This is a genomic window from Brachybacterium sp. UNK5269 (assembly GCF_049266655.1).
GTDB lineage: Bacteria > Actinomycetota > Actinomycetes > Actinomycetales > Dermabacteraceae > Brachybacterium.
On sequence record NZ_CP184883.1, the window covers coordinates 1,129,539 to 1,147,259 of the forward strand.

Here is a 17,721-nt window from a genome sequence, read left to right on the forward strand (position 1 = left end):
GCATGCTCCAGACCACGGCACGAGAGATCGCCGCACTGACCGGCGGTGCCCTCGTCGGCGGCGCGACCGGTGACGAGCTCGTCACCGGCAGTGCGCAGATCGACTCCCGCGACGTCGCTGCCGGCGACCTGTTCGCCGCCTTCGTCGGCGAGCAGGTCGACGGCCACGACTTCCTCGAGGCCGCCCACCGGGCCGGGGCCGCCCTCGCCCTCGTCACCGCCGACAGCCCGGTGCCCGCCGTGCGCGTCGCCGACGTGCAGGAGGCGCTGTCCGTCCTCGCCCACGCGCAGCTCGAGCGCGCCCGCCGCGAGCACCCCGAGCTGGTGGTGCTCGCGGTGACCGGCAGCGCCGGCAAGACCGGCACCAAGGACCTGCTGGGCACCGTGCTCGGCGCGCAGGCCCCCACCATCGCCCCCGTCGGCAGCTTCAACAACGAGCTGGGGCTGCCGCTGACGGTGCTGCGGCTGAGCGCCGAGACCCGCTTCCTGGTGCTCGAGATGGGCGCCCGCGGCATCGGCCACCTCGCCCGGCTCACCGCGATCGCCCGCCCGGACCTCTCGCTGGTGCTCAACGTCGGCTCCGCCCACCTCGGCGAGTTCGGCAGCGTCGAGGCGATCGCCGAGGCCAAGGGCGAGCTGGTCGCAGCGCTCGAGCCCGGCGGCCGTGCCGTCCTGAACGCCGAGGACCGCCTGGTGCTGGCCATGGCGGAGCGCTCCGCGGCCCCCGTGACCAGCTGGGGCTTCACCACCGGCCAGGTGCGCGGCGAGGACCTCTCGCTGGACGACGCCGCCCGCGTGAGCTTCACCCTGGTGGTCCCCGAGGACCTCATCACCCTGCGCGGGGACGCGGTCCCCGCCGGCCGCTTCCCGGTGCGCCCGGACCTGCTGGGCGAGCACCAGGCCGCCAACGTGCTGGCCGCCCTGACCGCCGCCCTGATCGCCGGGGTCGACCCGGCCGCGGCCGCCGCCGCGCTGGAGGGGGCGAAGCTCGCCTCCGGCCAGCGGATGGAGGTCCACCACGTCGGCGGCGTCGTGGTCATCGACGACGCCTACAACGCCAACCCCGACTCGATGCGCCAGGCGCTGAAGACCCTCGCCCACCTCGGCCGCGGCCGCCGCACCATCGCGGTGCTGGGGGAGATGCTCGAGCTCGGCCCGGACAGCGTGCGCCTGCACGACGAGATCGGCCGGCTCGCCGTCCGGCTGAACATCAACGCCCTGTACGCCGTCGGCGACGGCGCGGCCGCGATCCACCACGGGGCCAGCCTCGAGGGCAGCTTCGGCGGCGAGTCCGAGTACCTGGACACCGTGGACGAGGCGATCGCCGTGCTGGCGCGTACGGTGGAGCCCGGGGACGCCGTGCTGCTGAAGTCGTCCCGCGACGCCGGCCTGCGCCGGATCGCCCGACCCCTGGTCGAGCACCTGGAGCGACGAGCGGCGCCCACCGCGCCGACCACGAGAGGAGACGACGCATGATCGCGATCATCATCGCCGGAGCCGTCGCCCTCACCCTGTCGATCTTCGGCACCCCCCTGTTCATCAAGGTCCTCGAGCGCCGCGGCTTCGGTCAGTTCGTGCGCGACGACGGCCCCACCTCGCATGCCACCAAGCGCGGCACGCCCACCATGGGCGGGGTGGCCATCATCCTGTCGGTCCTGATCGCCTACTTCCTCAGCCATCTGGTGCTGTGGACCAGCCCCAGCGTCACCGTGCTGCTGGTGCTGTTCCTGATGATCGGGCTCGGCGTGGTGGGCTTCCTCGACGACTACCTGAAGATCTCCCAGCAGGACAGCACCGGCCTGCGCCCCCGCTACAAGCTCCTGGGCCAGTTCGTCATTGCCTCCGCGTTCGCCGTGCTGGCGCTGCTGTTCCCCGACGTGGACGGGAACACCCCGGCCTCCACCCAGGTCTCCTTCGTGCGCGACATCCCCTGGCTGGACTTCGCCTTCGCCGGCTCGGTGGTCGGCTTCCTGCTGTTCGCCATCTGGGCGAACTTCCTGGTGGCGGCCTGGTCCAACGGCGTCAACCTGACCGACGGACTCGACGGTCTGGCCAGCGGCGCGACCATCCTGTTCACGGTCGCCTACCTGATCATCAGCTTCTGGCAGTGGCGTCAGGTGTGCAGCGTCGACCTCGACGCCGGGGGAGTGGTGCAGTGCTACGGCGCCCGCGACCCCCTGGACACCGCGGTGCTGTGCGCCGCGATCATCGGCGCCTGCGTCGGCTTCCTGTGGTGGAACACCTCGCCCGCCAAGATCTTCATGGGCGATACCGGCTCCCTCGCCCTGGGCGGCGCGATCGCCGGACTGACCATCGTCACCCGCACCGAGATCCTCGGCGCCGTCATCGGCGGCCTCTTCGTGATCATCTCGCTGTCGGTGATCATCCAGGTCACCGGCTTCAAGCTCACCGGCAAGCGGGTGTTCCGGATGGCGCCCCTCCAGCACCACTTCGAGCTCAAGGGCTGGAACGAGGTCACCATCGTGGTGCGGTTCTGGATCGTGGCCGGGATCCTGGCCGGGCTGGGACTGGGCCTGTTCTACCTCGATGCGCTGCCGAGGCTGAGCTCATGACCGCGGCGGCCTCCGCCGTCCCCGTCCTGCAGCGCCCCTGGCCCGGCCTCGACGTCGGCGGACTGCGGATCCTGGTGACCGGCTTCGGCGTCTCCGGCTACGCGGTGGCCGACCAGACCATGCAGCGCGGCGCGCAGGTGCTGGTCGTGGACGGCTCGGACACCCCCGAGCTGCGCGAGCGGGCGCAGATCCTCGAGGTGCTCGGGGTCGAGGTGCGCCTCGGCGCCGAGCACACCCGGGCCCTGCCCGCCGACCGCGAGCTCGACCTGGTCGTCACCTCCCCGGGCTGGCGCCCCGAGCAGCCGCTGCTGGCGGCCGCCGCGGCGGCCGGCATCCCCGTCTGGAGCGAGGTCGAGCTGGCGCGGCGCATGCAGGCCGCCGACGGACCCGCCTGGCTGGGCGTGACCGGCACCAACGGCAAGACCACCACCGTCACCATGCTCGAGTCGATCCTGCAGCACGCCGGGCTGCGCGCCGTGGCCTGCGGCAACGTCGGCCTGCCGGTGATCGAGGCGGCGCTGGACCCGGAGGGCTTCGACGTGCTCGCCCTGGAGCTGTCCAGCTTCCAGCTGCACTGGACCGAGAACCTGGACTGCGAGGCCGCGCTGGTGCTCAACGTCAGCGCCGACCACCTCGACTGGCACGGCGGCGCCGAGGCCTACGCCCGCGCCAAGGGCCGGATCTACGAGGGCGCGCGCGTCGCGGCCCTCTACAACGTCGCCGACGAGACCACCCGGCGCCTGGTCGAGGACGCCGACGTCGTCGAGGGCGCCCGCGCCGTCGGCATCACCCTGGGCTCCCCGGGCCTGTCCGAGCTGGGCGTGGTCGACGGGATGCTGGTGGACCGGGCCTTCCTGGCCGAGCGGCGCACCGCGGCGGCCGAGCTGGCCACCCTCGCCGACCTCGCGCACCTGGGCCCGCAGGGCGCCGGCCCGCACCTGGTGCTCGACGCGCTGGCCGCCGCCGCCCTCGCCCGCGCCCACGGGGTGCCCGCCCGCGCGGTGCGCGACGGACTGCGCGCCTACCGGCTCGGCGCCCACCGCGCCCAGCACCTCGCCACCATCGACGGCGTCGGCTACGTCGACGACACCAAGGCCACCAACCCCGCCGCCGCGGCCGCCTCGCTGCGCGCCGCCGAGCGGGTGGTCTGGATCGCCGGCGGCGACACCAAGGGCGCCGACCTCGACGAACTGGTCGCCGCCGCCCGGGACCGCCTGGTCGGGGTGGTGCTGCTGGGCGTGGACCAGACGCCCTTCACCTCCGCCCTGGCGCGACACGCCCCCGACGTCCCGGTCCGACGCATCGAACCGGACCAGACTGACGACGGCGCCGGACGCTCCCGGCTGATGGAGGACGCGGTGCACGCCGCCTCGACGCTCGCCGCGGCAGGCGACGTGGTGCTGCTGGCACCGGCCGCCGCCTCCATCGACCAGTTCCGTGACTACGCGGAGCGGGGGGATCTGTTCGCGGCGGCCGTGTCCCGACTGCCAGGAGAACGCTCATGACGACGGAGGACACCCGGCGGGAGGGCACTCGCGACCCCCGGTCCGCGGGCGTCGTGCGCCCCGACGAGGAGCAGCCGCTGGGCAACATCGGCCACCGCGTCCGCGCGGGCGTGGGCAGCTGGCTGCGGTCCCCGGCGCTGGACTTCTACGCCCTGATCGTGATCGGTGCGCTGCTGGTCGGGCTGGGGCTGGTGATGGTGCTGTCCTCGTCGGCGGTGCTGAACATCGCCCGCGGCGACTCCGGCTTCGCGGGGCTCGCGCGGCAGGGGCGCTTCGCCGGCATCGGGCTGGTGCTGCTGATCATCGCCGCGAGCCTGCCGCCGCGCTTCTATGGCCGCGCCGCCTGGGCGCTGTTCGGCGTCGGACTGCTCCTGCAGTGCCTGGTCCACGTCCCCGGGCTGGGATGGGAGGTCTACGGCAACCGCAACTGGATCCGCATCGGCGGGCAGACCCTCCAGCCCTCCGAGTTCCTCAAGCTCGCGCTCGCGGTGTGGCTCGGCGCCGTGCTCGCCATCAAGCGCCCCCTGCTGAACCAGCCCTTCCACCTCGCCATCCCGCTGGTGCCCGGGGTGGGCGCCGCCCTCGGACTGGTGGTCCTCGGCCACGACCTCGGCACCACGCTGGTGATGGGCCTGCTGGTCGCCGGGGCGGTCTGGGTCGCCGGGGTGCCCCGCCGCTGGTTCGCGCTGGCCGGCGGGGTGGCGCTGGGCGCCGTCGTCCTGCTGACCGTCACCAGCGGGAACCGCATGTCCCGCATCGAGAACTGGCTCAAGGGCACCTGCGAGGGCGACTCCTGCTACCAGTCCGAGCAGGGCCTGATGGGCCTGGCCGAGGGCGGCTGGTGGGGAGTGGGCCTGGGGGAGTCACGGCAGAAGTGGGGCCGCCTGCCCGCCGCGGAGGACGACTACATCTTCGCCATCATCGGCGAGGAGCTGGGACTGATCGGCACCCTCGGCGTGGTCGCCCTCTTCGCCGCCCTCGCGCTGGTCATGTTCCGCATGATCACCCGCCTCGACGACCACTTCATGCAGATCACCGTGGCCGGCATCAGCGCCTGGCTGCTCGGGCAGGCCTTCGTGAACATGATGGTGGTCACCGGGCTGCTGCCCGTGATCGGGGTGCCGCTGCCCTTCATCTCCGCCGGCGGCTCGGCGCTGCTGGCCTCGATGACCGCGCTCGGGGTGCTGATCTCCTTCGCCCGCCGGGAACCGGGCGCCGCCGAGGCGATCGGCGCCCGGATGGGGTCGGTGCGTCGCACGGTCAGTGTGCTGCCCGCCCCGCGCGGGACGTCCGCCGCGCCGAACCGCCGCCGGCGCGGGAAGCGCGGCACCCGCAGCACCCGGACCTCGAGCACCTCCAGGAGACCCCGATGAGCCCCACCACCGGTCCCCGCATCCTGCTGGCCGGGGGCGGCAGCGCCGGGCACGTCTCCCCGCTGCTGGCCACCGCCGCGCAGATCACCCGCCGCGACAGCGCGGCGGAGGTGATCGTGCTCGGCACCCCCGAGGGTCTGGAGACCGATCTGGTCCCCGCCGCCGGCTACGAGCTGGTCACCATCGACAAGGTGCCCTTCCCGCGCCGCCCCGACCTCGCCGCCCTGCGCTTCCCGGGCCGCCTCGGCGCCGCCGTGCGCGCGGTGCGCTCCCTGCTGCGCGAGCGCGAGATCGACGTGGTCGCCGGATTCGGCGGCTACGTGTGCCCGCCCGCCTACCTCGCCGCCGCCTCGCTGCGCCGACCGCTGGTGGTCCACGAGGCCAACCGCCGCCCCGGCCTGGCCAACCGACTCGGGGCCCGCCGCGCCGCGGCCGTGCTGACCGCCTTCGACGGCTCGACCCTCCCCGGCGCCCGCCGGATCGGGATGCCGATGCGGGAGGGCATCGCCCACCTCGACCGCGCCGCGCGGCGGGAGCAGGCCGTGCGGGGCTTCGGCCTCGACCCCGAGCGCCCGGTGCTGCTGGCCACCGGCGGCTCCCTCGGGGCGCTGCGGCTGAACACCGCCGTCGCCGAGGCCGCCGCCGAGTTCACGGCCGCCGGCGCCCAGATCCTCCATGTCACAGGCCGCGGCAAGGCCGAGGGGCTCACCCCGCGGCCCGGCTATCGGGTGGTGGAGTACGTTCCCGCGATGGAGGACGCCTACGCCGCCGCCGATCTCGCGCTGACCCGCTCCGGCGCGGGCACCGTCAGCGAGCTCACCGCCGTGGGCCTGCCCGCGGTGCTGGTCCCGCTGCCGGTCGGCAACGGCGAGCAGGCCCTGAACGGCCGGCCGGTGGTCGCCGCCGGGGGCGCGCTGATGGTCGACGACGCCGAGCTCGACGCCGCCTACCTGCGCGAGCAGGTGCTGCCGCTGCTGGGGGACCGGGACCGCCTGCGCAGCATGGCCGAGGCGGCCCGCGCCTTCGGCATCACCGACGCCGCCGAGGTGATGGCCGACGTCGTGACCGGCGTCGCACGCCGAGCCTGACCGGTCCGTCCCGGTGACCCGACTACGGTGAGGTCATGACTTCCGCCGCCCCCACCGGACCCGCCGGGCAGGTCCTGCCGCGCACCGTCCTGCAGCCCGGGGACGTCATCACCCGGCCCACCTGGCCCTTCGACCGCACCGTCCGGTCGGTGCACGTCATCCGCATCGGCGGCGCCGGGATGTCCGCCGTCGGGCGCCTCGCCCTCGAGGCCGGGCTGGCCGTCAGCGGCTCGGACTCCCAGGACGGGCAGTTCATCGGCCCGCTGCGGGCCGCCGGGGCGCGCATCGGCATCGGCTTCGACGCCTCCCACCTGGCCGACGACCTCGACCTGGTGATCGTCTCCACCGCGGTGCGGGCCGACAACCCCGAGCTGATCGCCGCCCGCGAGCGCGGCATCCCCGTGATCCACCGCGCCGCGGCGCTGGCCGGTCTGCTCGCGCCCCGGGCGCTGCTGGCCGTGGCCGGCACCCACGGCAAGACCACCACCACCGGCATGGCGGTGATGGCCCTGCGCGGCGCCGGACTGGACCCGGCCTGGGCGCTCGGCGCGGCGGTCCCGGACCTGGGGCGCAACGCGGGCTTCGGAGCCGACGCCGCCGACCAGGCCGCCCTCGCGCCCGCGGTGGTCGAGGCCGACGAGTCCGACGGCTCCTTCCTCGCCTTCGCCCCGCACGCCCTGGTGGTCACCAACCTCGAGCCGGACCACCTCGACTTCCACGGCGACGCCGCGACCCTCACCGCGGCCTTCGACGCCCTCACCACCCAGCTCGTCGCCGGCGGCACCCTCGTGGTGTGCGCCGACGACCCCGGCGCCGACGCCCTCGGCCGGCGGGCCGCGCAGCGCGGGACGACGGTGCTGACCTACGGCAGCGCCGAGGGCGCCGACTGGCGGCTGCGCGAGGAGCGCGCCGGGACCCGCGGCGCCCGGATCGAGGTCGACACCCCCCGCGGGACGCTGCGCACCGAGCTGGCCGTGGCCGGGCACCACAACGTGCTCAACGCGCTCGGGGCCCTGGCCGCCGCCTCCGCCCTCGACCCCGCCGCCGCGCCCGCTGCGCTCGCGGCCGGGCTGGCCGCCTTCACCGGCGCCTCGCGCCGCTTCGACGTGGCCGGTGTCGCCGGCGGGGTGACCGTGGTCGACGACTACGCCCACCACCCCCGCGAGGTCGCCGCGACCGTGGCCGCCGCCCGCGGCATCGTCACGGCGCAGCCGCAGGCGGGTCGGGTGCTCGTGGTCTTCCAGCCCCACCTGTTCTCCCGCACCCGCGACTTCGCCGCCGACTTCGCGACCGCGCTGTCCGCCGCCGACCAGGCCTGGGTGATGCCCGTCTACGGCGCGCGGGAGGAGCCTGACCCCACCGTCGACGCCCGCACCATCACCGCCCTCGCCGCCGAGCACGTCCGCCCGTTGGGGCCGGGCGAGCCCGCGGCCGACCCCGTCGCCGCCGCCGCCCGACCCGGCGACCTGCTGCTGATGCTCGGCGCCGGTGACATCGTGGAGACCACCCCCGCGGTGATGGCCGCCCTCGACGCCGCCCGGACCCACCGCTGATGGCGCGCCGTCCCATCGCGCCGAGGCCCCTGCCGGGCAGCCCGCGCCCTGCCCCCGCACCGGAGCCGCAGGGCCCGACCCCGCCCACGGACCCGGGCGCCGCGCCCGCCCGGCCCGCCCCGCGCTCGGCCGGCTCCGCGCCGTCGGCCGCCTCCCCGTCGCGGCCGCGCTCGGCCGCCTCGGCGCAGTCGGCCGCCTCCCCGTCACCGGCCCCGCGCCGGGGCTCGATCATCGTCGGCCGCCCCCGGTCCGCCGCCGAGCCCCCCCCGCGGCCACCGGCGAGGGTGAGAGCGGGCGCGTGGTCCAGGCCGGCGACCGCTTCCGGGGGATGGTGACCCGGCGCCCCTGGCGCCGCCGCCGACGCGCCCTGATCGCCGCACTCATTGGCGCCGCGCTGCTGCTCGCCGCCGCCATCGCCACCGTGCTCCTCCTGCCCGCCCTCCAGGTCCGGCAGGTCACCGTCGAGGGCACCGGCTACGTGCAGGAGGAGACGATCCGCGAGGCCGTCGCCCCGCACGCCGGCGGCAGCATGCTGCTGATGCCGGTGGGCGCGATCGAGCAGGACGTCGCGGCCGTGCCCGGCGTCGAGAGCGTCGAGGCCGAGCGGGTCTGGCCCGACGGGGTGCGGGTCAGCATCACCGAGACCGCCCCCGTCGCGCTGCTGACCGGACCCGACGGCACCACCGCGGTGGTCGACGCGCGGGGCCGGGAGCTGCCCGCCGCGGCCGGGCAGGGAGCGAACCTGGTCCCGATCGCGGTCCGCGCCGGCTCCGGCGACCCCGACGGGGCGGCGGCCGCCATGAGCGAGGTCCTGGCGGGCACCCCGGAGCCCCTGCGCGGCGCGATCCGCACCGTGACCGCCTCCGGCCCGAGCGACGTCACCCTCGAGCTCGCCCTCGCCGACGGCGGCACCAAGACCGTCATCTGGGGCGACACGCACGATGCCGCGCTGAAGGCCGACGTGGTCCAGGCGCTGCTGGGCCAGCCCGGCACCGTCATCGACGTCTCCTCGCCGGTCGCGCCCGTCACCCGCTGAGGGGCCGCCGCGCCCCGACCGGGTGATCTGTCGCGCCCTCCACGCCCGACACGCGCCCGTGGTGTTTGCACCGGGGTGCCCACGTCCTTAGCGTCGAAGGAAAGGAGAGGCGCTCCGAAGTCCGAACCTCAACTCGAGGTCGAGGGTTCCGGAGTCGACGACCAGGTGCGACGCAGGCCCCTCTCCCCAGACGAACGACAAGAGCAAGGACCCAAAACGTGGCCGGAACCCAGATCTCCCTCGCAGTCATCAAGGTCGTCGGTGTCGGCGGCGGCGGTGTCAACGCCGTCAACCGCATGATCGAGTCCGGTCTCAAGGGCGTGGAGTTCATCGCCATCAACACCGACGCCCAGGCTCTGCTGATGTCCGATGCGGACGTCAAGCTCGACGTCGGCAAGGAGATCACCCGCGGACTCGGCGCCGGCGCCGACCCCGAGGTCGGCAAGCGCGCCGCCGAGGACCACGCCGAGGAGATCGAGGAGGTGCTGCGCGGGGCCGACATGGTCTTCGTGACCGCCGGCGAGGGCGGCGGCACCGGCACCGGCGGCGCCCCCGTGGTCGCCAAGATCGCCCGCAGCCTCGGTGCGCTGACCATCGGTGTGGTCACCCGACCGTTCACCTTCGAGGGCCGCCGCCGCTCGACCCAGGCCGAGTCGGGCATCGCCTCGCTCCAGGCCGAGGTCGACACCCTCATCGTGATCCCCAACGACCGCCTGCTGTCCATCGCGGACAAGCAGGTCTCGATGCTGGACGCCTTCAAGTCCGCGGACCAGGTGCTGCTGTCCGGCGTCCAGGGCATCACCGACCTGATCACCACCCCGGGCCTGATCAACCTCGACTTCGCCGACGTCAAGTCCGTCATGCAGGGCGCCGGCAGCGCCCTGATGGGGATCGGCTCCGCCCGCGGCGAGGACCGCGCCCTGCAGGCCGCGGAGCTCGCGGTCTCCAGCCCCCTGCTCGAGGCCTCGATCGACGGCGCCTACGGCGTGCTGCTCTCCATCCAGGGCGGCAGCGACCTGGGCCTGTACGAGGTCTCCGAGGCTGCGCGCCTGGTCCAGGAGGCGGCGCATCCCGATGCGAACATCATCTTCGGCTCCGTGATCGACGACGCCCTCGGCGACGAGGTGCGGGTGACCGTGATCGCCGCCGGCTTCGAGGCCGGCGGCCCGACCACCCGCCAGGAGCCGGTGCACCAGCAGCGCCCCCCGGTGCGCAGCGAGCCCTCCCCGCGCCCGGCCGTGCAGGAGCGGCGCCCGGCGCCCCGCCCCTCCACCGGTGCGGCGGGAGCCGGCGCCTCCGCCGCCCCCGGCGCCTGGGGTCTTCCGCAGCAGGCGTTCTCGCCCTCGCGGCCCAGCGCCCCCGAGCCGGAGGCCGAGTCCTACGACGAGGCCGACTCCGAGGGCGGCTCCTACGGCGAGCAGGAGCGGACCGCGCCGCAGCAGGCGCCCCGCGCCCCCGAGCCGGCCCGTCCGCCGCACATCGAGGAGCCCCCGACGGACGACGACGACCTCGACCTGCCGTCGTTCCTGAAGTGACCGACCCCCTCCTGGCACGGGCCCCGCGGCTGCGCGGGGCCCGTGCCCTGTTCACGGGGCGGGCCGGGGGAGTGAGCCGCGGCGACCACGCGGGGCTGAACCTCGCCCGCCACGTCGGTGACGACGAGGCCGACGTCGAGCGGAACCGGGCCCTGCTCGCCGCGGAGATCGGCGCGCCGCCCGTCTTCGTCACCCAGGTGCACTCCGCCCGCGTGCAGGTGCTGCCGCCGCACGGGCCGGTCCCCGCGGCCACCGCCGATGCGCAGGTCACCGACCGCCGGGACGTGGCGCTGGCGATCATGGTCGCGGACTGCCTGCCGGTGCTCCTGTCCGACCCCGTCACCGGCACCGTCGCCGTCGCCCACGCCGGACGGCAGGGCCTGCTCGGCGGTGTGCTGCAGAACACGGTCGCCGCGATGGCGGACTTCGGCGCCCGGCCGGCGGACCTCACCGCGAGCATCGGACCCTCGATCTGCGGCGCCTGCTACGAGGTGCCCGCGCCGATGCGCGAGGAGGCATCGGCGCAGCTGCCGGCCACCCGGGCCGTCACCCGCTGGGGCACACCGGCCCTGGACCTGCGCGCCGGGGCGGTCGCGGTGCTGCAGGAGGCGGGCATCGCGGCGGAGGCCATCGACGCCGAGCATCCCTGCACCCTCGAGGACGAGCGCTTCTACTCCTACCGCCGCCAGGCGCGCACGGGGCGCTTCGCCGGCGTGATCCGGCGCGCCTGAGCCCGCGCGGGACGTTCCCTGTGACCGCCGCGAGGGGCGACGACACGGGCGACACGCCGTGAACGTCCCTGCGCCGCGGAAAATGCTGCGGTACGTTCGGGGCACAGGGCTCCCGCGCACTCCCCGTGCTTCCCCGGAGTCCAGGTCAGCGCGTACTACAGACTGGGAGATCTGCGATGGGAACCTGGCGCAATGCCATGGTCGCACTCGGCCTCGCCAACGAGGTCGATGACGAGTACTACGAGGACGAGCGGATCCGCCAGGACGAGGCCGCCGCACCGTCCCGCCGCACCGAGCGGGGCCTCGAGCCCGCACCCGAACGGGAGGCCCAGGTGACCCCGATCCGTCAGCACTCGCACGTGGTGGCCATGGCCCCGGCAGTGGAGGAGTCGATGCACCGCATCACCACGATCCACCCCCGCTCGTACAACGACGCCAAGGCGATCGGCGAGTCGTTCCGCGACGGGGTCCCCGTCATCATGAACCTCTCGGACATGCAGGACGGCGACGCCAAGCGCATGGTCGACTTCTCGGCCGGTCTGGTCTTCGGCCTGCGCGGCACCATCGAGCGCGTCACCTCCAAGGTGTTCCTGCTCTCCCCGGAGTTCGTCCAGGTCGACGGAGACGCCTCTGCCGACGAGGGCAGCTTCTACAACCAGAGCTGAGCCGCTGCGTGCAACTCGTCGCCGGAGTGCTCTACCTCGCGGTCCTGGTCTATCTGCTGCTGCTCATCGGCCGCCTGGTGCTGGAGTGGATCCAGTCCTACGCCCGCGAGTACCGACCGCGGGGACTCGCGCTGGTGCTGTTCGAGCTCGTGTACACGCTGACCGATCCGCCCGTGAAGGCGCTGCGACGGCTCATCCCCCCACTGCGCCTCGGGGCGGTCTCCCTCGACCTCAGCCTGATGATCCTGCTGCTGGTCGGGTGGATCCTGCTGCGGGTGCTCGCCGGCCTGTCGATGTGAGGCCGCCCGTCCGGGGCGCTTCCGGCATCCGCTAGGCTGTCGGCACCGCGCTCACAGCGCACTTTCGACGCCAGAACGATGAAAAGGTGACCCATGGCTCTGATGCCCGAAGACCTGATGAATCAGCGGTTCACCCCGGTCCGGTTCTCCGAGGGCTACGACATGGACGAGGTCGACAACTTCCTCGACCACGAGGTCGAGCCTCGCCTGAAGGAACTGATCGCCGAGAACGAGCGGCTCAAGACGGAGCTCGAGGAGGCGCACAACCGCATCGCCGAGCTCGAGGCCGGCGCGCCCGCCGCGAGCCCGGTCGCCGCCGACACCACCGGTGAGGGCGAGGCCGTCATCGACGGCGTCCCGACCTCCCCCGCGGAGCAGTCCGAGGTCGAGACCACGGGCCCGCAGGCCGTCGTCGCCGAGGCCCCGGCCGAGGAGCCCGCGCCGAGCGCCGCCCCCGCCGAGCCGGCCCCCGACCAGTCCGCCGCCGGCATCATCGCCCTGGCGAACCGTCTGCACGACGAGTACGTCAAGAACGGCGAGGACGAGCGCGACCGCCTCATCCACGAGGCCAACGAGGAGCACCGTCGCATCGTCGGCGAGGCCGAGGAGAAGTCCCGCGCCACGCTGGCCGCCCTCGAGACCGAGAAGGCCGAGCTCGACAGGACCATCGAGTCCCTGCGCAACTTCGAGCGCGACTACCGCAACCGGCTGCGCAACTACCTCGAGAACCAGCTGCGCGAGCTCGACACCAGCGAGACGCAGGACAAGCAGGCGAACCTCGGTCTGTGAACGACACCGTGACCGCATCGACGAGCGCCGGGCCCGAGGGGTCCGGCGTTCGTCGCCGTCTGAGCCTCCGCGTCGTGCTCGCGATGATGGCGATCATCGCCGCGATCCTGCTGCTGCTCGACCAGATCACCAAGAATCTGGCGGTGGCCCACCTCCCTGAGCTCGACCCGCAGCCCTTCCTCGGTGAGGTCCTGCAGCTGACGCTGCTCTACAACAGCGGCGCCGCCTGGGGCCTGGGCTCCGGGATCACCCCGGTGGTCACCGTCCTGCAGATGGCGATCGTGGTGGGCGTGCTGGTCTTCGCCGTCAAGGCGGTCCGCTCGCCCTCCTACGCCGTCGCGCTCGGGCTGATCCTCGGCGGCGCGCTCGGGAACATCCACGACCGGTTGCTGCGGCCCCCCGGACCGTTCCGCGGGGCGGTCGTCGACTTCCTCGAGCTGCCGAACTGGCCCGTGTTCAACGTGGCCGACATGGCCGTCGTCGGCGGCGCGATCCTGGTCGTGGCGCTGAGCCTGTTCGGCGTGGCCGCCGACCCGGCCGAGCACACCGCCGGCGAGCAGGACGCGCCCGGCGAGGCACCCACCGGGGCGGAGCGCGGATGAGCGCCTCCCGGCTGCTGATGGTCCCCGACGGACTGTCCGGGGAGCGGGTGGACGTGGGCCTGTCCCGGATGCTGGGTCTGTCCCGGACCCGCGCCGCGGACCTCCTGGACGCCGGCCTGGTGGAGATCGACGGGCAGGTCCCCGCCCGCTCGATGCGCCTCGAGGGCGGGAGCATGCTGAGCGTCGAGCTGCCCGACGAGCGCCCCGCCGCCCAGGTGCGGCCGCAGATCGCCGAGGGCATGAGCCTGGTCCACCAGGACGACGACCTGGTGGTCATCGACAAGCCCGTCGGCGTGGCCGCGCATCCCAGCGGCGGCTGGTCCGGCCCCACCGTGCTGGGCCACCTGGCCGCCGCCGGCGTGAGCATCCGCACCAGCGGGGACCCCGACCGCCAGGGCATCGTCAGCCGCCTCGACGTGGGCACCAGCGGGCTGATGGTCGTCGCCCGCACCGAGCGCGCCTACACCACCCTCAAGGACGCCTTCCGGGCCCGCGCGGTCGGCAAGGTGTACCACGCCGTCTGCCAGGGCACCCCCGACCAGAGCGAGGGCACGATCGAGGCGCCCATCGGCCGCTCCCCGAACCACGACTACAAGTTCGCCGTGCGCCGCGACGGCAAGCACGCCGTCACCCACTTCACCACCCTCGAGGACCTGCAGGGCGCGACCCTGCTGCGGGTGGGACTGGAGACGGGACGCACCCATCAGATCCGCGTGCACCTGGCGGCCCTGCACCACCCGCTGGTGGGGGACCCGCTCTACGGGGCGGACCCGACCCTCGCGCAGCGGGTGGGGCTGGAGCGGCAGTGGCTGCATGCGATGGAGCTGAGCTTCGTCCATCCCGCCACCGGGGACGAGGTCACCTTCACCTCCCAGTACCCGCCGGACCTGCAGCGCGCGCTCGAGGCGCTGCGCTCCGCCTGAACCCGCCGCCCGCCGCTCGCGATAGCGTCGGGGGATGAGCGAGAAGCAGACCCCCGGTGCCCTCACCCCCTCCCGCGATGCGGCGCTCGCCCGGCCCGACTTCCCGGTCGCCCGCGTCGCGCGCCGGCTGGGCCTGGATCCGCGGACCGCGGAGGTCGCCCTGCGGGACCCGGACCGGGCCCGGGAGGCGGTGGCCCGGGCCGCCGAGGCGTTCGTGCGGGCCGACGACGAGCGCCGGGCCGGGCGCGCCCCCTCCACACCGATCGCGCTGGATCCGGACTTCCCCACCGGCGTGGGCATGGCCCTGGTGGGCGCGGCCGTGCTCTGGGAGGCCCGCGAGCTGGTGCCCCGGATCGCGCTGCGGGTGGCCAAGGACCACTACGAGGACGGGGCCGACGCGCTCGCCGCGAGCTACATCGCGCTGGTCCAGGAGTCGGTCGACCCGGGGGAGGACCCCGAGGCCGACGCCCTCGCCTGGGCCGCGCAGTCCCTGCTGGTCTCGGTCCTGCAGCGCTCCGGTGCGCCGGCGCAGGCCGACGCCATCGCCCGCGACCTCGCGGCCCACGCGATCCCGATCGACCTGTGGCGGGGGGACGACCCCACCCTCCCGGACGACTCGATGGCCTGGCACGGCGGCGCCTTCGTCGGCGGCATCCCGCCGCGCCGCGACGAGCGCTCCCTCAGCTACGAGGACGTCCACGACTACCTGGACACCCTGCTGGCCGACATGCGCCGCGAGCAGCAGGCCGAGGGGGACGGCGCCTGAGGCGCGGCGCGCACCGGGCGGGCGGGCCGCTCCGTAGGCTGTGCCCATGAGCGAACCCCAGGGAGCCCACCTCACCGGCAGCGTGAACTACGACGACGCCGAGCTGACCATGCGCACCGTCGCCGAGATCCTCGGCGCCCACGTCCGGCGGATTCCGGACGGAGAGGTCGGCAAGCGATTCCACTGGATCATGTTCCAGCCCGACGTGCTCGGGCAGGCAGAGGGCATCGAGCGCGTCGGCGAGGAGCCGATCCCCTTCCCTGCGGGGATCGACGCCCGCCCGCTGCGCCTGGCCGACGGCGTGGACGCCGGCCAGCTCGTGCTGCCGCCGCTCGGCTACGCCGCCGCGGCCCTCGAGTCCTACCCGCTGTTCGCCCGCCTCCGCGAGGAGGGGGTGATCCGGGCCGGGACCCGCTTCCAGGTCTCCCTGCCCACCCCCGTCGCCGTGATCTCCTCCTTCTTCCAGGGCCCGGACCGCGCCGCCATCGAACCGGTCTACGCCGACGCGCTCCTGGGGGAGCTCGAGCAGACCTGCGCGGGCATCCCGCACCAGGACCTCGCGATCCAGTGGGACGTGGCCAGCGAGATGGGCATCATCGAGGGCGCCTCCGGCTACGGCGCGCCGATGCAGCCCTGGTGGGGCGGCGACGTGCTCGACGGCGCCGTCACCCGGCTCGCCGCCCTGGTCGACTCGGTCCCGGGCGACGTCGAGGTCGGCGTCCACCTCTGCTACGGCGACGCAGGGGAGAAGCACTTCATCGAGCCCACCGACACCGCGAACCTGGTCAGGGTCGCGAACGCGCTCACCAGCGCCACCGCCCGCCGCCTGTCCTGGCTGCACCTGCCGGTGCCGATCGACCGCGACGATGCCGCCTACTTCGCCCCGCTCGCCGACCTCGCCCCGGTCGACGAGCTCTACCTGGGCCTCGTGCACCGCGAGGACGGCGCCGCCGGCGCTCGACGGCGGATCGCCGCCGCCGGAGCGGCCGTCCGGCAGCCGTACGGGGTGGCCACCGAATGCGGCATCGGCCGCGCCCCGCAGGGCACCACCGAGGGCATCCTGCGCACCCACGCCGAGGTCGCCGCGCCCTGGTGACCGGTCGGCGGGCCTGCTGAGGTGTCGGGGTGAGGCGACACCGCCCCGTGCCGCAGTCACGGCAGTCCCAGCAGTTCCCGGAGGGCTTGTCGTCCGATCGCGGGCGAACCTACTGTGCTGCCATGAGCCGCACCCTCACCGTCCACCCGGTCCCCGGCCTCGGTGCCGAGGACGTCGTCGTCGGCCGCTCCGGCCGGGACGAGGGCGCCGTCTTCACCGGAACGTCGGACGGCTCGATCTTCCGGGTCAGCCACGACGGCGCCACGGTCGACCGGGTCGCCCGGACCCAGGGGCGGCCGTTGGGCCTCGAGATCGACGTCGACGGCCGGCTGCTGGTCTGCGACGCGCACCGCGGGCTGCTGCGCGTCGACACCCGCGACGGGGCCGTCGAGGCAGTGACCGGTGATGTCGACGGCCGCCCGATGCGGTTCTGCAACAACGCCGCGATCTCCTCCGAGGGCGCCATCTGGTTCTCCGACTCCTCCACCGAGTTCGGGATCGTCGACTGGAAGGCGGACTTCCTGCGGAACACCCGCACGGGGCGGCTGCTGCGCCGTGACACCGACGGCACCGTCACCGTCGTCCTCGACGGCCTCGCCTTCGCCAACGGGGTTGCGCTGTCCCGTGCGGAGGACTTCGTCGCCGTCGCCGAGACGGGCGCCCGCACCGTCGTCCGGCACTGGCTGACCGGCCCGAACGCCGGTACGCGCGACCTGCTCTGCAGCGACCTTCCCGGGTATCCCGACAACATCGCGCGCGGCAGCGACGGCCTGATCTGGGTCACCATCGCCAGCCCGCGCGATGCTGTCGTCGAACGCCTCCAGACCGGGCCGATGCTGCTGCGGCGGCTCGCCACCCGACTGCCCCCGAGGCTGCAGCCGGCACCGCAGAGGACCGTACGGGTCCAGGCCTACGACGACCAGGGACAGCTGATCCATGACGTCGACGTCGACCTGGAGGCCCAGCGGACGCCGTACCACATGGTCACCGGTGTCCGTGAGCACGAGGGCCGGGTCTGGCTCGGCAGCCTCCACGAGGCGGCGATCGCCGTCGTCGATCTCTGAACGGGCCCTCTGTGCACCGGCGAGGGATGGCGCCGGGCTGGTGCCGGATCATCGCGGGGCACGCCGCCTTCGGGTCCTGCGCGTCGAGCACCGCCTTGGCGACACGCCGGGCACGTCGGGGTGA

The 17,721-nt window shown here is 74.4% G+C and carries 17 protein-coding genes; all 17 read left to right on the forward strand.

Annotated features, from left to right (window positions below):
• Positions 1-2 precede the first annotated feature (2 nt).
• The gene (locus ACOJUI_RS05180; protein ID WP_422117021.1) at positions 3-1,475 is read left to right on the forward strand and encodes a UDP-N-acetylmuramoyl-tripeptide--D-alanyl-D-alanine ligase; all 1,473 of its coding nucleotides are present in this window, start codon (positions 3-5) and stop codon (positions 1,473-1,475) included.
• Positions 1,472-2,572 carry a phospho-N-acetylmuramoyl-pentapeptide-transferase gene (gene mraY, locus ACOJUI_RS05185; protein ID WP_422117022.1) on the forward strand — a complete coding sequence of 367 codons (1,101 nt, stop codon included), beginning with the start codon at positions 1,472-1,474 and terminating at the stop codon, positions 2,570-2,572. Before ACOJUI_RS05180 ends, mraY begins: the two co-directional genes overlap by 4 nt.
• Complete coding sequence (gene murD / locus ACOJUI_RS05190; RefSeq protein WP_422117023.1) at positions 2,569-4,077, forward strand: UDP-N-acetylmuramoyl-L-alanine--D-glutamate ligase; 1,509 nt, start codon at positions 2,569-2,571, stop codon at positions 4,075-4,077. The genes mraY and murD overlap by 4 nt, the downstream gene beginning before the upstream one ends.
• Complete coding sequence (gene ftsW / locus ACOJUI_RS05195; RefSeq protein ID WP_422117024.1) at positions 4,074-5,450, forward strand: putative lipid II flippase FtsW; 1,377 nt, start codon at positions 4,074-4,076, stop codon at positions 5,448-5,450. Before murD ends, ftsW begins: the two co-directional genes overlap by 4 nt.
• Positions 5,447-6,538, forward strand: a complete 1,092-nt coding sequence (murG, locus tag ACOJUI_RS05200) for an undecaprenyldiphospho-muramoylpentapeptide beta-N-acetylglucosaminyltransferase (RefSeq protein WP_422117025.1) — start codon at positions 5,447-5,449, stop codon at positions 6,536-6,538. Before ftsW ends, murG begins: the two co-directional genes overlap by 4 nt.
• Positions 6,539-6,573: 35 nt before the next feature.
• Positions 6,574-8,091 (forward strand): UDP-N-acetylmuramate--L-alanine ligase, encoded by a 1,518-nt coding sequence (murC, locus tag ACOJUI_RS05205; RefSeq protein ID WP_422117026.1) that lies wholly within the window; start codon positions 6,574-6,576, stop codon positions 8,089-8,091.
• Between the two features lie 298 nt (positions 8,092-8,389).
• Entirely contained in the window at positions 8,390-9,127 is a 738-nt protein-coding gene (locus ACOJUI_RS05210; protein ID WP_422117027.1) for a cell division protein FtsQ/DivIB, read from the forward strand.
• A 218-nt stretch (positions 9,128-9,345) separates the two neighbouring features.
• The gene (ftsZ, locus tag ACOJUI_RS05215; RefSeq protein WP_422117028.1) at positions 9,346-10,662 is read left to right on the forward strand and encodes a cell division protein FtsZ; all 1,317 of its coding nucleotides are present in this window, start codon (positions 9,346-9,348) and stop codon (positions 10,660-10,662) included.
• Positions 10,659-11,393 (forward strand): peptidoglycan editing factor PgeF, encoded by a 735-nt coding sequence (gene pgeF / locus ACOJUI_RS05220; protein WP_422117029.1) that lies wholly within the window; start codon positions 10,659-10,661, stop codon positions 11,391-11,393. The genes ftsZ and pgeF overlap by 4 nt, the downstream gene beginning before the upstream one ends.
• A gap of 176 nt (positions 11,394-11,569) precedes the next feature.
• Positions 11,570-12,058 carry a cell division protein SepF gene (locus tag ACOJUI_RS05225; protein WP_422117030.1) on the forward strand — a complete coding sequence of 163 codons (489 nt, stop codon included), beginning with the start codon at positions 11,570-11,572 and terminating at the stop codon, positions 12,056-12,058.
• An 8-nt stretch (positions 12,059-12,066) separates the two neighbouring features.
• Positions 12,067-12,357 (forward strand): YggT family protein, encoded by a 291-nt coding sequence (locus tag ACOJUI_RS05230; protein WP_422117031.1) that lies wholly within the window; start codon positions 12,067-12,069, stop codon positions 12,355-12,357.
• A gap of 93 nt (positions 12,358-12,450) precedes the next feature.
• Positions 12,451-13,146, forward strand: a complete 696-nt coding sequence (locus ACOJUI_RS05235) for a DivIVA domain-containing protein (RefSeq protein ID WP_422117032.1) — start codon at positions 12,451-12,453, stop codon at positions 13,144-13,146.
• The gene (gene lspA, locus ACOJUI_RS05240) at positions 13,143-13,748 is read left to right on the forward strand and encodes a signal peptidase II (protein WP_422117033.1); all 606 of its coding nucleotides are present in this window, start codon (positions 13,143-13,145) and stop codon (positions 13,746-13,748) included. Before ACOJUI_RS05235 ends, lspA begins: the two co-directional genes overlap by 4 nt.
• Positions 13,745-14,671 carry an RluA family pseudouridine synthase gene (locus ACOJUI_RS05245; protein ID WP_422117034.1) on the forward strand — a complete coding sequence of 309 codons (927 nt, stop codon included), beginning with the start codon at positions 13,745-13,747 and terminating at the stop codon, positions 14,669-14,671. The genes lspA and ACOJUI_RS05245 overlap by 4 nt, the downstream gene beginning before the upstream one ends.
• Positions 14,672-14,705: 34 nt before the next feature.
• Positions 14,706-15,437, forward strand: a complete 732-nt coding sequence (locus tag ACOJUI_RS05250) for a hypothetical protein (protein ID WP_422117035.1) — start codon at positions 14,706-14,708, stop codon at positions 15,435-15,437.
• 46 nt (positions 15,438-15,483) lie between these two features.
• Entirely contained in the window at positions 15,484-16,533 is a 1,050-nt protein-coding gene (locus ACOJUI_RS05255) for a hypothetical protein (RefSeq protein ID WP_422117036.1), read from the forward strand.
• A 122-nt stretch (positions 16,534-16,655) separates the two neighbouring features.
• On the forward strand, positions 16,656-17,597 hold the full coding sequence (locus tag ACOJUI_RS05260) for an SMP-30/gluconolactonase/LRE family protein (protein ID WP_422117037.1): 942 nt from the start codon (positions 16,656-16,658) through the stop codon (positions 17,595-17,597).
• The last annotated feature ends 124 nt before the right edge of the window (positions 17,598-17,721 follow it).

Bases quoted from the DNA above. Each gene is read 5' to 3' on its own strand.
- murC (WP_422117026.1), top strand. From the start codon at position 6,574: ATGACTTCCGCCGCCCCCACCGGACCCGCCGGGCAGGTCCTGCCGCGC.
- mraY (WP_422117022.1), top strand. From the start codon at position 1,472: ATGATCGCGATCATCATCGCCGGAGCCGTCGCCCTCACCCTGTCGATC.
- ACOJUI_RS05260 (WP_422117037.1), top strand. From the start codon at position 16,656: ATGAGCCGCACCCTCACCGTCCACCCGGTCCCCGGCCTCGGTGCCGAG.
- ACOJUI_RS05245 (WP_422117034.1), top strand. From the start codon at position 13,745: ATGAGCGCCTCCCGGCTGCTGATGGTCCCCGACGGACTGTCCGGGGAG.
- ACOJUI_RS05250 (WP_422117035.1), top strand. From the start codon at position 14,706: ATGAGCGAGAAGCAGACCCCCGGTGCCCTCACCCCCTCCCGCGATGCG.
- ACOJUI_RS05225 (WP_422117030.1), top strand. From the start codon at position 11,570: ATGGGAACCTGGCGCAATGCCATGGTCGCACTCGGCCTCGCCAACGAG.
- murD (WP_422117023.1), top strand. From the start codon at position 2,569: ATGACCGCGGCGGCCTCCGCCGTCCCCGTCCTGCAGCGCCCCTGGCCC.
- ACOJUI_RS05180 (WP_422117021.1), top strand. From the start codon at position 3: ATGCTCCAGACCACGGCACGAGAGATCGCCGCACTGACCGGCGGTGCC.
- ACOJUI_RS05255 (WP_422117036.1), top strand. From the start codon at position 15,484: ATGAGCGAACCCCAGGGAGCCCACCTCACCGGCAGCGTGAACTACGAC.
- ACOJUI_RS05235 (WP_422117032.1), top strand. From the start codon at position 12,451: ATGGCTCTGATGCCCGAAGACCTGATGAATCAGCGGTTCACCCCGGTC.
- murG (WP_422117025.1), top strand. From the start codon at position 5,447: ATGAGCCCCACCACCGGTCCCCGCATCCTGCTGGCCGGGGGCGGCAGC.
- ftsW (WP_422117024.1), top strand. From the start codon at position 4,074: ATGACGACGGAGGACACCCGGCGGGAGGGCACTCGCGACCCCCGGTCC.